General features: G+C 61.1%; 13 protein-coding genes. 4 read left to right on the top strand and 9 right to left on the bottom strand.

Features of this window, described 5'->3' with window-relative positions; genetic code table 11:
• Positions 1-9 precede the first annotated feature (9 nt).
• Positions 10-903 (top strand): hypothetical protein, encoded by an 894-nt coding sequence (locus tag HUW10_RS02820; protein ID WP_174502103.1) that lies wholly within the window; start codon positions 10-12, stop codon positions 901-903.
• A gap of 21 nt (positions 904-924) precedes the next feature.
• Here HUW10_RS02820 and HUW10_RS02815 read toward each other — a convergent pair whose 3' ends face one another.
• A complete protein-coding gene (locus tag HUW10_RS02815; RefSeq protein WP_174502102.1) occupies positions 925-1,194 on the bottom strand; it encodes an HU family DNA-binding protein in 270 nt (89 codons plus the stop codon).
• A gap of 578 nt (positions 1,195-1,772) precedes the next feature.
• On the opposite strand from HUW10_RS02815, the gene HUW10_RS02810 reads away from it, so the two are divergent.
• Entirely contained in the window at positions 1,773-2,024 is a 252-nt protein-coding gene (locus HUW10_RS02810; RefSeq protein WP_174502101.1) for a hypothetical protein, read from the top strand.
• Positions 2,025-2,036: 12 nt separating this feature from the next.
• Positions 2,037-3,347, top strand: a complete 1,311-nt coding sequence (locus HUW10_RS02805) for an IS1182 family transposase (RefSeq protein WP_174502100.1) — start codon at positions 2,037-2,039, stop codon at positions 3,345-3,347.
• Positions 3,348-3,836: 489 nt separating this feature from the next.
• On the opposite strand, the gene HUW10_RS02800 is transcribed toward HUW10_RS02805, so the two are convergent.
• Genes HUW10_RS02800 through HUW10_RS02790 form a run of 3 tightly spaced genes read right to left on the bottom strand, consistent with a single transcriptional unit; the run spans position 3,837 to position 6,042 of the window.
• Complete coding sequence (locus tag HUW10_RS02800; protein WP_174502099.1) at positions 3,837-5,039, bottom strand: RNA-guided endonuclease TnpB family protein; 1,203 nt, start codon at positions 5,037-5,039, stop codon at positions 3,837-3,839.
• Complete coding sequence (locus tag HUW10_RS02795; protein WP_174502098.1) at positions 5,033-5,659, bottom strand: IS607 family transposase; 627 nt, start codon at positions 5,657-5,659, stop codon at positions 5,033-5,035. Before HUW10_RS02795 ends, HUW10_RS02800 begins: the two co-directional genes overlap by 7 nt.
• A complete protein-coding gene (locus HUW10_RS02790) occupies positions 5,644-6,042 on the bottom strand; it encodes a recombinase family protein (protein WP_255540009.1) in 399 nt (132 codons plus the stop codon). Before HUW10_RS02790 ends, HUW10_RS02795 begins: the two co-directional genes overlap by 16 nt.
• A gap of 468 nt (positions 6,043-6,510) precedes the next feature.
• Here HUW10_RS02790 and HUW10_RS02785 point away from each other — a divergent pair, with 468 nt between their 5' ends.
• Positions 6,511-6,927: a hypothetical protein gene (locus HUW10_RS02785; protein WP_174502097.1), complete on the top strand. Its 417-nt coding sequence runs from the start codon at positions 6,511-6,513 to the stop codon at positions 6,925-6,927.
• A 54-nt stretch (positions 6,928-6,981) separates the two neighbouring features.
• On the opposite strand, the gene HUW10_RS02780 is transcribed toward HUW10_RS02785, so the two are convergent.
• The 5 genes from HUW10_RS02780 to parM form a co-directional block, all read right to left on the bottom strand.
• Positions 6,982-10,092, bottom strand: a complete 3,111-nt coding sequence (locus tag HUW10_RS02780; RefSeq protein WP_174502096.1) for a DotA/TraY family protein — start codon at positions 10,090-10,092, stop codon at positions 6,982-6,984.
• 240 nt (positions 10,093-10,332) lie between these two features.
• Positions 10,333-11,661: a hypothetical protein gene (locus HUW10_RS02775; RefSeq protein ID WP_174502095.1), complete on the bottom strand. Its 1,329-nt coding sequence runs from the start codon at positions 11,659-11,661 to the stop codon at positions 10,333-10,335.
• Positions 11,648-12,340 (bottom strand): lytic transglycosylase domain-containing protein, encoded by a 693-nt coding sequence (locus tag HUW10_RS02770; RefSeq protein WP_174502094.1) that lies wholly within the window; start codon positions 12,338-12,340, stop codon positions 11,648-11,650. The genes HUW10_RS02775 and HUW10_RS02770 overlap by 14 nt, the downstream gene beginning before the upstream one ends.
• Before the next feature lie 29 nt (positions 12,341-12,369).
• Complete coding sequence (locus HUW10_RS02765; protein ID WP_174502093.1) at positions 12,370-12,825, bottom strand: hypothetical protein; 456 nt, start codon at positions 12,823-12,825, stop codon at positions 12,370-12,372.
• A gap of 12 nt (positions 12,826-12,837) precedes the next feature.
• Positions 12,838-13,956 (bottom strand): ParM/StbA family protein, encoded by a 1,119-nt coding sequence (gene parM / locus HUW10_RS02760; protein WP_174502092.1) that lies wholly within the window; start codon positions 13,954-13,956, stop codon positions 12,838-12,840.
• Positions 13,957-13,980: the final 24 nt, after the last annotated feature.

Genomic DNA, 13,980 nt, shown 5'->3' with positions numbered 1-13,980 from the left:
GAGCGCGCAATGTCGTCCAGAAAGCACGGCCGGCTGGCTGGAGACGCCGACGGCCTACGGCCCCCAGTGGCACTCGACTTTGAAAATGGCGGTCTCGCCGCCCGGATCGCGGCCGCCGGTGCGGTGGTGATCACCGATACCGGTGAGCAGGTCGTATCTCTTCGCCTCGGCGTCGACCCGATGACGCCGTTCGATCTTGTCCTTGCGGTCGCCGGCATCGGCCGGGCCGGCATCGAGCGCATCACGATCACAGCGCTGAGCGCCCACCTTGAATCAACCGTGTGGCGCGTCACGGGCGATGTCGTCCCGGCCTGGCAGCTCGCTGATCTCTGCGATCAGGCGTGCGGCATTCTGATGGCCCGCGGCTGCCGCCCTGTTACGAGTGCCATCCTGCCGTCCGTCCGGCCTTATGTCGGCCTGCGTCCAGGCTGCCCCGTTGTGTTCTACAGTGAGGCTGGGGGGTGGAGCGACGGAAGGGTCGTGTTGCCGATCGGACTGGTCGATACGACAAGTGGTCCGGCGGTCCTGTCCGCCACAGACGGTGTCGCGGGCGGCGCGCCAAGCCTGGAGGCCATCCCGCTCCGAGATCTCCGGAATGCGGATTTCGGAGAGGCTGGTTATAGCGACGGGGTCCGCGCCCTTGGGGCTTGGCGGTCGCTTACCGGGCACGCCGGCCATGCGGCGCTCGATCGTGCGATTGGAGGCGATTTCCTCATTGCGGTCGGCGAAATTCCGGGACTTTCGACAATCGTTGCACCACTGCTCGAGGCGCAGCACCGCGCGGCGAACGAAACGCCGGAGATGGCGGACAGCCTGATCACCGCCGCGACCCTGGCCGGGCCGCAGTCCGAGATGCGTCCAGATGCGGAGGGGCGGGAGAGCGCGCCAGCACCGTCACCTTGAGGCGGCGCCGGCGCGGTCGAGTCAGACCTTCTTCTTCAGAGTCGGAGAAGACTTGAAGCGGACTGTCTTGCCGGCCTTCACCTTGATCGGCTCACCGGTTCGCGGATTCAGGCCCTTGCGGGCCTTTGTCTTGCGGACGGTGAAGGTGCCGAAGGATGGCAAGGTGAACTTGCCGTTCTTCTTCAGCTCCTTGACGATGGCGTCCATCACATCGGTAGCGGCCCGGCTGGCAGCGACGCCTGTGATCTCGGTGGACTCTTGAATAACGCCGGCGATGAACGCTTTGGACATAGTGGCTCCTTGCAATAAAACAAAGCCATATATTAGCAGCATCCGATTCAACATGAAATATCCAGATTCACGCTGACTGATTCAAATCCCATCGAATGGATTTAGCTTTGGCCTGCACTTTCCGACCGCTTCTGGATTGCTCGAGGCTCGCGTTGCACTTGGGATCCATGGCGCCGCCCAACGCCATGGATCCCAAGCTGGGCGGCGAAGCCCGACCGGAATAGCCCGATCTGAGTTTGAAAATTCAACATTAATTCTCTGTAATCTTTAAGATACAGAAGCGGCTAGACGCCAGACCGAATACCCATTTTTTGTATATTAAAAAACGAATTGATTAGGCGCCCGATTGGTACGGGTCGAAAGGTCTGCCTGTAAATGCTAATTACATGCCATGAAAACTCGCTTCAACCGATTCCGTGAATTATGAATCTCATGCCCCCTTGTATATTAAAATTCAAAATTCTGATTTTTCCCCGCCTTGGCCCGAAAATGCTAGGCAATTCCAATGGTGGGGTGAAAAATGGTAAAAATGTTCAGGCACCGGAATTCCTCCATCGTCAGATGAAGGAATTCGTATTATGGCCATCCTCGGCGGAATTATCGGATCGCTGGTCGATTACGACAACGGTGGCGTGTCATCGGCAGCTCGACGCGAATACGAGATTCAGAAGTACGCGGATAGGGCGGCTGAGATTTCAAACAGGAAACAGGTGCAGTCGGACCGCGAGCGTATCGCGCAGCTCGAGCAGGAGCTTGCGCAAACAAAGCGTGCTCTAGGAGCCTGTCCCGGTAACGGGCTAAATTCACTCGACAAGATGGTTGCGTCGTGATTCTGTTTTTTGATGAGCAAAGTGTTTCGCCCTTGGAAGACCGATGAAGTCTGGCTGCTTCCGCCTTCGGTGGCGGACTTCGTCCCCGCCGGCCATCCGGCCCACCTGATCCGCGATCTGGTCAGCGAGGAGCTTGATCTTTCCGCGATCATGGGTGCCTATACCGAGATGAAGGGCTATCCGCCTTATCATCCGGCCATGATGGTGGCACTGCTCCTTTATGCCTATCGCAGCGGTGTTTATTCGTCGCGCCGGATCGCGCGCGGCTGCGAGGAGCGGCTGGATTTTCAGGCGGTGACGGCGCTCAACCAGCCGGACTTCCGGACCATCAGTGAATTTCGCCGGCGCCACCTGGATGCGTTGGCCGGTCTGTTCGTGCAGGTGCTGGCGCTGTGTCGCAAGGCGGGTCTGGCTGAACTGGCTCATGTTGCTGTTGACGGCACCAAGATCAAAGCCAATGCCTCCAAGCATAAGGCGATGAGCTACGCCCGCATGGTGGAAGCCGAGGCTGAACTTACCCGCGAGGTGAACGAGTGGCTGGCACGCGCGGCAGCCGAGGATGCGGCCGAAGACGCCGCGCACGGCAGCACGCGCCGCGGTGATGAACCGCCCGACTGGATGCGTGACAAGCAGGCGCGGCTGGCGCGCATCCGTGCCGCCAAGGCTGAGCTCGAGGCCGAAGCCCGCGCCGCGGAAGCCGCCCGGCCGCCGCCGCCAGCAAACCCTGACGGCAGTGCCAAACCCCGGCCGGGCAGAACCCCAAAACACGAGCCAGGCAAACCAAAGCCCAAGGCGCAGCGCAATTTCACCGATCCGGAAAGCCGGATCATGAAAGGCCGCGATGGCTTCATCCAGGCGTATAATGCGCAGGCCGCGGTCGATGCCGGCGCACAGATCATCGTGGCGCACCGGCTCACCAACAACGGTTCTGATCAAGACGCCCTGCTGACGCTGCTCGATGCGATCGAGGGCAACACCGGCGAGATGCCCAATGAAGTCTCCGCCGATAACGGTTTCTGTTCAGAAGCAAATCTTGAGGGGCTCAACGCGCGCACGGTTCGCGGCTATGTCGCGGCAGGGCGCGCAAGCTCGCCAGGCAGCGGCAAAAAAGGTGGCAAGCTGGTTCAGGCCATGCGCGCCAGACTCCGAAAAGGTGGACATCGAAGCCGGTACCGTATCCGAAAATACACCGTCGAACCCGTGTTTGGACACATCAAGCAGGCCAGAGGCTTCCGGCAGTTCCTCCTCCGCGGTATCGATAAGGTCAAAGCAGAATGGGCAATGATCTGCACCGCCCATAACCTCGCAAAACTCACCGCTTGAGGGGGAGCGCCGAAAATGAAAACACGGGGCTAATGCAGATAATTGCTGCCGTAAAGATTACCAGGACAGGCTCCTAGCTGTCGCAGACGCTCTCGTAAAAGCCTTCGTTGCTCAGCGCGACATGCTTCGCTTCGAGCTTGAAGCCGTGTGCCCCAAGAGCCCGCTTCTTCAAGACACTGGAAAGGTTGATGAGAAGGGGCGGCCAATCACGTTCGCAACAAAAGTCTGGCGTGACGCTTTTACTCGAGCGATAAGGGCGAGGTTTGGTGCAGATGCCAATCCGGCCACGTTCCACACAGCGTTCAGGAAGGAGTAGTCACCAGGGTATCCGAGGCCAAATGGCCACGGATTATTCTTCTCCCCTCGGTGCGGCATCCTTCCCGCCGCCCGCTCCCCCAGCACCCGGCATGCCGCCGGGGCCGCCAGAACCGCCCGGCCTGCCGCGCTCCCCCTTCATGCCGCCGTTCCGTCAGACCTGCGCAGACCTGCTCATTGCTGAGCAAATCTGCCGCTGACTTCCTGCTTCGCCGAGGCTGGTTTCACGCGCGCCTTGCAGCGCGCGCCAGAGCCTTCCTCTCCACAGGCTGCAACCGTGGAACTCACGGCCATGTTCTTGAGATTCACCGCCGCGTTCACGTCGCGGTCGTGAACCGTGCCACACGACGGGCACGTCCACTCGCGCACCGGCAGCGGCAGATTGTCCAGCTTGTGTCCACACGCCGAGCACGTCTTGCTGCTGGCGTAGAACCTATCCGCCACCACGACCTGGCCGCCGCGAATCGCGGCCTTGTACTCCAACTGCCGACGGAACTCGAAGAAGCCCATGTCGGCGATGGAGCGTGCCAGATGCCGGTTCCTCACCATGCCGCGCACGTTCAAGTCCTCGATGCCGATGGTGTGGAACCGGCGCGTGAGGTCCGTGGTGAGCTTGTGCAGAGCGTCCGAACGGATCGCGGCGATGCTCGCGTGCAGCTTCGCCAGTTTGGCCTTGGCCTTGCGGCGGTTGGTCGATCCCTTCTGCTTGCGGCTCAGGCTGCGCGAGAGCCTGCGCAAGCGGTCCAGCAGCGCCTTGTGGGGCTTCGGACCCGGGATTACCTCTCCCGTCGAGAGCGTAGCCAATGCCGACACGCCCAGATCGACACCCGCCTCGCCTTGGTTTTCGGCTTTCGGCAGATGCGAACTATCGGGCGTGTCCACGGCGATGCTGACGAACCAGCGGTCGGCCACACGGGAGATCGTGGCCGACATGATCTTGCCAGCGAAGCGCAACGTCTCGCGCATGCGCACCCAGCCCAGATTTGGGATGCGTATGCGGGAACCGTCGATGTCGAACTGGTCGTTGGTGAGCGTGAAGCGGTCGTGCACGCCCTTCTTGCGGAATTGCGGATACCGGGCGCGGCCCGCGAAGAAGTTCTGGAACGCCTGCCCCAACTGGATGATCGCCATCTGCGGCGCGTTCTTCGTGACCTCCAGCATCCACGGGAACTGCTCGCGTTTGACGGCATTGAGTTGGCAGCGCAGCGCGGCCTGCGAGGGCTTCGGCAGGCTGTTGTCCGCCTTCCACGCCTCGTACTGCCGCTTCCACTCAGCCAGTGCCCAGTTGTAGGCGAAGCGCGCCGTGCCCGCCGCGCGCGCCAGATACGTGGCCTGCACGTTGTTCGGGTCGAGCGCGATGCGGTGGGCGATCAGCATGCCGCATTCTCCACGGCGGCCCGCACACCGTCGAGCAACTTCTGGTTCTTGCGCGAGCGGCTGCCGTACAGCCGCGCCGAGAACACGGTGATGATCTCCAGCACGTCCTTGGCGAGGTCTTCCTCGAACGTCGTGTCCTCGCCCTGGTTCAAGATCACGACTTCGACGTTCTTCGCCTCGCAGATGGCGAACACCAGTTCCGCGCCGAAGCGCAGCAGCCGGTCCTTATGTGTGATGACCAGCCGACCGATCTCGCCGTCGATCACGGCGTCGAGCAGCCGCTTGAGGCCCTTCTTGTGATAGTTCATGCCCGAGCCCAGGTCGGCGATGACCTCGAACGTCCAGCCCTGGCGGGCGCAGTAGAGTTCGAGCACCTGCTTCTGCCGCTCCAGATCGTCCTTCTGGTCGTGACTGGACACGCGGGCGTAGGCGACCGTGCGCCGGCTTGCCTCATCTTCGGCGCGAAACATCTCCGGGCGCAGCTTCGCCAGGTCGTAGCGGCGGTGGCCGCCCGCCGTGTGCTCGGCGCTCAGCCTACCCGCCGCCTCCCAGCGCCGCAGCGTCGTGATCGACACGCCCAGCGCCCGTGCAGCCTCACCTATGCCTACCATTCTCTCCATTTTGGGAATATTAGCATAGCTTTGCGTAGTTTGGAAGCGAACTGTTCAAGCCCTTTCTTGCGGTAGTTCATGCCTGACCCAAGGTCGGCGACAATCTCGAATTTCCAGCCCTGACGAGCACAATAGAGTTCGAGCACCTGCTTCTGCCGTTCCAGATCATCCTTCTGGTCGTGGCTTGACACGCGGGCGTAGGCGATGGTGCGGCGGTCGGCCTCGTCTTCCGCATGGAATAGATCCGGCCGGAGTTTTGCGATGTCGTAGCGGCGATGGCCGCCCGCGGTGTGGTCGGCGACCAGCTTTCCTGCTGCCTCCCAGCGCCGCAGGGTTGTGATCGACACACCCAGCATCCGAGCAGCCTCGCCAATGCCAACCAATCTGTTCATGATGACTAGTATAGTATATAATTGAATAGTATTCAAGAAAACTGTTCAAGCCCTTGAATTAACAGCGGCAAATTGCCTCCGATTTTCGAATTATGCGGGATTAGCAGGGTCCGATCCGAGAAGAGTTTGAAAAACTCACATTAATTTTTTGTAATCTGAATGGTCGGAAAGAGGGACGATGCGAGATAGAAACCCCATTTTTTGTATATCAAAATGCGAATTGATTTCGGTGGTGATTCGCTCAGAAGGATAAATCTGGGCGAAATTGCCAATTACATGCGATGGAAGCGCGCTTCAACCGATTCCGTGAATTATGAATCTTGCGCATCCTTGTATATTAAAATTCAAAATTCTGATTTTTTCCCGCCTTGGCCGGAAAATGCTAAGCAATTCCATTGGTGGGGTGAAAAATGGTAAAAATGCTCAGGCACCGGAATTCCTCCATCATCAGATGAAGGAATTCGTATTATGGCCATCCTCGGCGGAATTATCGGATCGCTGGTCGACTATGACAACGGTGGCGCTCGGTCGAGAGCCCAGCAGGATCTCGATCTGGCACGGCGCCAGCAACGCATAGATGCCGACCTCGCAGCTAATCATGAGAGAAGCTTGAGGCGTCGGATAGAAGAACTCGAACGGGCTCTAGCGGCGAAAGACGCTCTCGTTAAAGCCATCATTGCACAGCGCAACATATTCAGATTCGAACTTGAGGCCATGTGTCCCAAGAGCCCACTTTTCCAAGACACGGGCAAGGTTGATGAAAAAGGCCAACCAATAACGTTCGCTGAAAAAATCTGGCGCGACGCCTACACGAGAGAAATCAAGGCGCGGTTTGGTGCAGACGCGAATCCGGCCACGTTCCACACAGCCTTCAGCAAGAAGTAGTCTCCTGGGGGAGGTAGAAAAAAAGGCAATCCGAGGCCATCTGGCCTCGGATTGTTATTTGTCCGTTTCACTAGAATTCACTCCTTCTCCAATTCCGCCAGTCTTTCCACCCGATCTATCACCACCCGCGCCTTTTCTTAGCGCGGCCGTGTTTTGCTGGAACCGAGCGCCCATATTCCGCAGATTCCCCTCCCCGCCCTGCCTGCTCTTGTCAATGATCCCGACGCCCTCGCCGTGGCCATCACCGCGGTTCACGCTAGTGCTGCCCATCCAGGACATCACCCACTCCGGGATCCAGGTGATCAGGCGGTAGCTGCGCTGGATCACGTTGTAGTAGATGCCGAACAGGATGCTCAGCACCGCGGCCAGGCCGAACGGATCATAGACCGCGCCGATCGCATTGGTCGCAACCAGGAAGGTGTGATTCACGAGGTTGATGATTGCCGACATGGCGACATTGGCCAGCACCAGGCCGACCACCATCATCGATGGGTAAAGAATGGCAACCGGCAGGATCTTCCAGCCGTAGCTCTGCTCTTGGTTGACCAGGTCCTGGCCGTCGGCCCGGATGTGGCTGAAGCTCCAGAACGGCGCGCCGGCGACAGCCTCGACGATGAACAGCATGAATACCGCCAGCGCCGAGATCCAGATGGTGTAGCCGAGCATCGGAATCAGATACTCCATGGCAATCCCGACGGTGACGAGCCAGAGTCCAAGTGCATCAGCCAGCAGGGACATCGATTTCACGACAGCGGCAACACCGGAGGAAGCTGCAGTCGTCGCACCAAAGGTGAAGAAGCTGGCCACCTGACCAGGCAGCGTGCTACCTGCCTCGGCCTTGGCTGACGATGCCCACCAAAGCATGCTCTCATAGGTGGCGAACACGCCGTAGCCGAGCCCTTTCACCCAGACACCGGTGTTGCTGATCTCGCCAATCGGGTTGATCGGGTCGATCGAGCTGACTCCGATCAGATAGCGCTCCAGCATCGACCCGTTGTATTTGCCAAGTGCGGAAAGGAAGTTCGTCGGATCTTTCTTGGCTTCGGCGATCATCTGGTCGCGAGTGGTGGCAACCTTCTGCAGCGACGAGTCAAGCTGGCTGCTGCCCGTCAGAGCAATACCGGTTGAGCCGGAGCCGGCCAGATTGCTGGCCTCGATGCTTCCGATCGAGCCATACGACACAATGTCCTCGGCATTCGCCGTTTCACCCGCAATTTTCTGTTCAATCCCGGGAAAAACAGAGCCACCGAGTGCACCCAGGTTTACCGGGATGATTGTCGGCTTCTCGGATACCAGATTGTCGACATTGACCTCCTGGGAGAGGATCTGCGGTTCCATCGCCCCCGCGCTCGCCCAGCCGAGGGCGACCGACTGCAAGGCGAGGTCCTTGAGCGTCGTTGAATTCAGCTTGGCCTGCATCCCCCCTGCCGCCTTCAACACAGCCTGCTCGTACTGCGCGTAATCACCGCGGATCTGCGAGAGGTACGAGACAAGGTCGACACCTTGCAGCGTTACCCCGCCCGGCACATTCCCTGCCGCCACATCGGTGATGTAGGGCGAGCTCATCATCTGCTGGACAAAGTGGAAGAATGCCTGGTTGCGCGCCTGAAGAAAGGCCGTCTCGGCGGCCGTTGTGGTCTGCAGCCCCTGCTGGCCGCTCTTCTGCTGGGCCTGAGTGAGGAAGGTGCCGAAGCGCCCCTGCCAATAAGGGTTCCGCTGGACTACCGAGTTCGCGGCCTGCTGGGCGTCAGTCTGATAGGTCGTCAGGTTGTCCTGCGGCAGCTGCACGCCGCCACAGACCTGCCCGAAATCGAACAGGCCGGTCGTGACCGGGGATGACGCGACACTGCTGGTATTGAGGATCGGATCCTGAAACAGCGGTCGAGCGCCCGACCAGCCGCGCTGCGGCGCGAGAACGGATGTCATCTGGCTGTCCTGCAGAGGTCCGTTCGACGATCCCGGCTGGGCCGCCGGGCGGTAGAAATACCGCGCGGCCTCGTAGCATGACGCCGAGCCGACGATCGCGTTGAACGTATTGGTTTCGTTCATCGTCAGCGGCGGCACCGTGACTGAGACAATCCCGGCAGTCTGGCCGGTCGCGGCCCCGACATAGGTCGACCAGATCATGTTGCCGAGGCCGAACCCGGCCAGGAACACCTTGATAATGATGATCTGCGCGGCGCAGAAGCCCTTGATCGGAACAGTGCCAGCGATGCCCATTCCGATCCGGATCGGCGCCATGGCCGAATGCCAGCGATTACCGAGAAATTGCCCGTCATGGGCGGTTTGGAACAGGCCGTAGACCGTGTGCCAGGTCAGGATGATTGTGCCGAGTCCGAGTAGCGATGCGTTGATGACGTTGAACATCTGCGCCACAGCGTCGGACTGGTAGGACACTCCCGACTGCGCATTGAAATAGCTCGGGAACAGTCGCACCATCCAGCTGAAGGAAAGGTCATTCTGCGCAAGTGCACCGAAAAGGGACTCGATGATGTTGGTGCTCCCGGGGGTCGGGCCGGTGGAGGTGCCTGCCAGGCTGCCGAGATTCTGAGCGTTGGCGGACTGGGCGAATGCCTCGTGGATACCGATGCCGGTGTGCTGGATCACCGCACTCGAGACCGCGCCGACAATCAGCAGTTTGGCCGCGGTGCCGAACTTGTGGCTCCCCGGCGCCCAGCAGGAGGGCTTGCGGATCCACTCGGACGGGCCGCACAGGCGCCTCGACGATATCTGGTATGACCAGAAGCTCCAGCGCGCAGCTCGCGAGAGAAAATGAGCCGAGAGCAGAAACGGCAACGCAAGGATCAGCGCATAATGTGCGCCTGCGTGATCGCCACCCAGGACGAAATCATGGACCGGGCCAGCGGGAGCGGCGGCCATCAGCCCGAAGGTGAAGAATAGTAGTGCTGCGATCGCCCAGAGCTCGAAGCGCCGATTGATGGCGCGGTGCATCTTGTCGAGCACCATGGCGTTGCCGGACTGGCGGAGCGCCTCCTCGAAGCGCTCGTGCGCTTCGTCGATGCCATCGAGATGGAACCGCTTGCCCGGGGTGCGCATGACAACCGAAGAGAGGTAGCCGGCCGTTCGCCGCGCCGAGCCCGCCATGAGCGAAAGCGGGACGCGGATATTGGCGACGGTCTCCCGGGCGGCGAACAGCTCGCCCACAACCCGTCCGAAAACGGAAGGACGCCGCGACGCGGCGTCATTGGAATCATCAGACGAATTTGTATTGTGAGCCATCGCCCAGCCTTTCACAGATCGCGCCGCCGGGCTGCAATCCGACGTGCCCGGCTACATAAATCATAGGCGATAACACTGAGATCGAGAAAAGGTTTTTGGTAAAATGATCCAATCAGCTGCGAAATTCGTGCATTACAAATTAAAATACTTTTTTCAATTATGTGTTCAGCTCGTCAGGTTGATCCGCTCTTCCTGGAAGGCGATGAGATCGGTGGCGCTGCAGCTCGCGAAATACTGCCTCACGCCGCGAATCGCGTTTGCGACATGCGGGTTGGGGTCGGGGGTATTGAACCTCTCGAAGCGATACTGCTCGATCGCCGCGATGCCCTCGATGTGGAAGTTGCCCATGCCGATATTGGTCAGACAGTACCAGAGAACCCGATCGACCCCCTTGAGCCACAGATATGTGCTTGGCGCGAGCACGCCGGCGCGCCCGCCGCCCCAGGTTGTCAGCGGCCCACAGGCGGCAACCATCGCCACCATCGCTACCCGCCAGCCGTAATGCTGTTCGAGTCTGCGGTTGAAGAAGGCAGTGGCTTTCGGGGTCAGAACCGGATCGACCAGCGCGCGGACCTTGGCCGCTGTCACGGTCCGGAAGGCTTCCAGCGTATCGTGCGGCTTGATCAGTTCCGCGAGATCGCCGGCCAGGTTCTGCCCCGCCTCAACCTTCCGCATCCGGTTGAGCCAGGCCAAGGCGAGCACGGCGCGAGCATGGACCGGGAATTTATCGATCGTGTCGATCCGCTTGCCGATCTGCCTAGAGAGCGCTTCGGTCAATTTCTGATCGAACGCCTCGCCTACGGTCGAGGTGATCTTGTGCCGCAAACAAAATTCCAGAGGGGTTTCGGCTGGCCGCCAGCGCGGATCCGCCAGATCAGGGTCGAACATGGCGGATGTCGCTGTCGATCTCCAGCGCTTGGACTGAAACCCGATGAAGCTGGTGCCAGACCTGACGTTCTCGATCCGGGTCGAAACCGGCTTCACGCCGAAGGGCCGGGTAATCTTCTCGATCAGGCCGGCGGTCTCCTTGCTGACGACCCGACCGGCAACCCGGTAGACCTTGGCACTCCTAGTGCCTTTGAAGACAAAACGCCGCATCGCGGCCCGCTGGCTTGGCCTGGTCAGCACGAACAGGATCATCCCGCCGATCAGCGGCATGTCGATAATGGCCATGGCCGGCGCAAGGCTGTCGTGGACGAGCCCGATATCGCCGACGGTCACCGCGCGCGGGCTGTTCACCCCAGTCAGAACGCCGGTGACATAGAGATAGTCCTGCCGAAGCATCTGGCCGTCGAGATGCAGTCCGAGATGCCCGAGCAAGCCAGAGAGGAGGAATACGATGCGATATTCCACCCACAAGGCAGCATAGATCGGCTCAATGATCAGGGCCCGGTTCGCCATCCAGATCCCGACAATAACCAGGATCAGGAGGATCAGGATGCTGAGGGTGATCTTCATCCCCTCGCTGGTTGCTGCGTGGTTATCCTTGGCCATGGCTGCGGCTCCCTTGGAGTTCAGCACCGAACAGATCCAGGAAGCTTGCCCTGAAGCGGCGCTGGTAAGCGTGCATCGAGACGGGGTCGTGGGAATTGTACCAGCCGACTGCCAGGATCACGTTGCCGGCAGCCTGGTCGAGGTACATCCCAAAGATCCAGGACCCGACATTGATGTTGAAGCAGTCGTCGTATCGCAGCATCTGGCGGATGACCGCATCGGCCGATGCGCTAGCCTCGCCGAATTCCTCACGGGCCAGGACTTGGATCCATGTCCGTCCATTGACCTGCATGATGCCCAGATCGTGTGACCCGTTGGTGTTGCGGATCGAGGCGCCATTCCACCCGGATTCCGTCCGGATGATCCCGAGAACCACACCAGGGGGCACATGCTGAAGTGCGGCCGCATGCCTCACGCAAGCAAGGAATGATGCGACCGTCCTCAGGCGTCCGGCGTGTGGCGCTGACGCTTGAGCCTGAGACGCCTGAAGCGCCGGCGTGGCCGGCGTCTCGATCGCGCCGGATCCGAGCATCATGTTCACGATCGGCCCCGCATCGGTTTCGCGTGAAGGGGCGACGTGCGTTGCCGCGGCGGGAGGCGTCAGGCCAGCCGGCCATGGTTGCGTCAAGCCGGCCGCGCGCGCGCCGAATGGAGAGCCCACGAGCGGCAACAGAATCATGAGGTTCGCCAGCAGCGGCAGTCGGCGCGCTACCACATCATTCCCCTGCTGGGATCGGCATTTTCGTCATCGGTCTGGAGTGGGCCACCGTCAGACTGATCGTCCTCCTGCCGTCCCGACTGCGACTTCCCTGGCTGCGGTGCGCTGGTGGTCTGCAGGCGGACGATCTTCGCCGCTTTCGGGGTAGGCGCTGGCTGTGGCGCCTCGGCGGCCGGGCGTGATTGGGCCGTGATGGCGGGGACCGCGGGTAGTGCATCGAGCCGGATCGCCGCCGCCTGCTCAGGGGTAGGCGCCCGGGGGCGCCCGCGACGAGGCTGCTCCTTCATCCCGGCAGCGGTAATAACCCCCTCGATCATGATCTCGCGCAGCAGTGTCGCCCGGGCCCGCGCCGGCAGTCCCGAGCAGATCCGTTCATACGCCTCGATCGCCCGCGCCTCGCTTGGTACGCGGGGATCGAGCAGGACGGAAATCCGACGGGGCTCCATGGGGGGCTGCAATCAGGCGGCGAAGCGAGCCGCATACTTGAGCAAGCCGCGGGCGTTGGCGAATTCGGGGTCCTCGGCGAGAACCGCGTTGCGCCAGTGGGAAACGAGCCCGCTCAGCAGCACGGCGCCGCCGCCGACGAAAAGCACCTTGTCGATGTTGCCAGCATTGCCGATGCGCCGGCTAATCTCGCGCTCGATTTGTGCCGTGATCTCGTCCACCGAAGCGTCGAGCTCGGCACCGATATCTGTCTTCTCGCCCCAGATATTCACCGTCCGGGTGCGGACCGCCTGATCGAGACGCTTGGGCTCGAAGCCGAATCGAGCACTCAGGCGACGGGCGAGGTCGTTCTGCAGGTCGAGTACACCAACCCGGGCAGTGCCGCTCGCGGCAGAGTCGATCTTCGACCCGTTCAGGACCACGGCGATATCGGTGGTCGACCCCCCGATATCCACCACCGCGACTGCATCGAGCCGCCCGATGCGCTCACGGCCCGCGTCGTCGAGAAGGAGGTCGAAATAGGCGGCGAGCCCTTGGCAGCCGACCTTCACGTCGGCGATGTCCGCGAGGCCCGGGCCGGCTACCGCCTGGACACCCTCGCGCAAGTTGGCGGTCTTGGCGGCAATCCGGTCACGGTTCACCGAATCTCCGGCGAAATACTCATCGACCGGCAGACTGGTAAGCAGCCGCACGCGCGCCTCGCCATAACCGGCGGCCTGGAGCACATGGTGAACGAGGACCCGGTTCATCTGGCTGACGTGAAAATCGGGGACGCGCGTGTCCTCGCCCCTGACGTCGTCGCCGCAGACGAAGGACTGGCCCTCGGCGGTGCGGTACACGCCCACCATCGAACCATCGAAGTCGATCATGGCGCCCGCGCGCGCCGCCCGGATCATGGACGGCATCTTGAGAACGCGGATCCTGCCATCATGGGTGCGGCCGCAGAGCTTCATCTGCGCGTAGCCGTCATCGATCGCGACCTCGAGAAGCCCCGTCGCTACGTCCGTCACGGGCTCGGCCTTGCGCGGCCGGACCTTCTGCGGAGCCTCCTGGATTGCGTCGCTCATGTCGGTGTCCCTGTCAGATGGATGTCTTGCCGTCAAGAATACCAAAAACAGGAACTCGATTTCCATATAAAACCACGCGCCGTGCGTGGG

This window comes from Acidiphilium sp. C61 (assembly GCF_905116885.1).
Taxonomy (GTDB): Bacteria; Pseudomonadota; Alphaproteobacteria; order Acetobacterales; family Acetobacteraceae; genus Acidiphilium.
The sequence above is the reverse complement of the archived record's forward strand: the minus strand, read 5'-3'. Positions and strand labels throughout refer to the sequence as shown.

What these genes read in the sequence shown, in the direction of transcription:
- HUW10_RS02800 (WP_174502099.1), bottom strand. Translation starts at nt 5,039, where the DNA reads ATGCTGATCGCCCACCGCATCGCGCTCGACCCGAACAACGTGCAGGCC.
- HUW10_RS02820 (WP_174502103.1), top strand. Translation starts at nt 10, where the DNA reads ATGTCGTCCAGAAAGCACGGCCGGCTGGCTGGAGACGCCGACGGCCTA.
- parM (WP_174502092.1), bottom strand. Translation starts at nt 13,956, where the DNA reads ATGGAAATCGAGTTCCTGTTTTTGGTATTCTTGACGGCAAGACATCCA.
- HUW10_RS02770 (WP_174502094.1), bottom strand. Translation starts at nt 12,340, where the DNA reads ATGATTCTGTTGCCGCTCGTGGGCTCTCCATTCGGCGCGCGCGCGGCC.
- HUW10_RS02775 (WP_174502095.1), bottom strand. Translation starts at nt 11,661, where the DNA reads ATGGCCAAGGATAACCACGCAGCAACCAGCGAGGGGATGAAGATCACC.
- HUW10_RS02795 (WP_174502098.1), bottom strand. Translation starts at nt 5,659, where the DNA reads ATGGAGAGAATGGTAGGCATAGGTGAGGCTGCACGGGCGCTGGGCGTG.
- HUW10_RS02810 (WP_174502101.1), top strand. Translation starts at nt 1,773, where the DNA reads ATGGCCATCCTCGGCGGAATTATCGGATCGCTGGTCGATTACGACAAC.
- HUW10_RS02815 (WP_174502102.1), bottom strand. Translation starts at nt 1,194, where the DNA reads ATGTCCAAAGCGTTCATCGCCGGCGTTATTCAAGAGTCCACCGAGATC.
- HUW10_RS02785 (WP_174502097.1), top strand. Translation starts at nt 6,511, where the DNA reads ATGGCCATCCTCGGCGGAATTATCGGATCGCTGGTCGACTATGACAAC.
- HUW10_RS02805 (WP_174502100.1), top strand. Translation starts at nt 2,037, where the DNA reads ATGAGCAAAGTGTTTCGCCCTTGGAAGACCGATGAAGTCTGGCTGCTT.
- HUW10_RS02765 (WP_174502093.1), bottom strand. Translation starts at nt 12,825, where the DNA reads ATGGAGCCCCGTCGGATTTCCGTCCTGCTCGATCCCCGCGTACCAAGC.
- HUW10_RS02790 (WP_255540009.1), bottom strand. Translation starts at nt 6,042, where the DNA reads ATGAACAGATTGGTTGGCATTGGCGAGGCTGCTCGGATGCTGGGTGTG.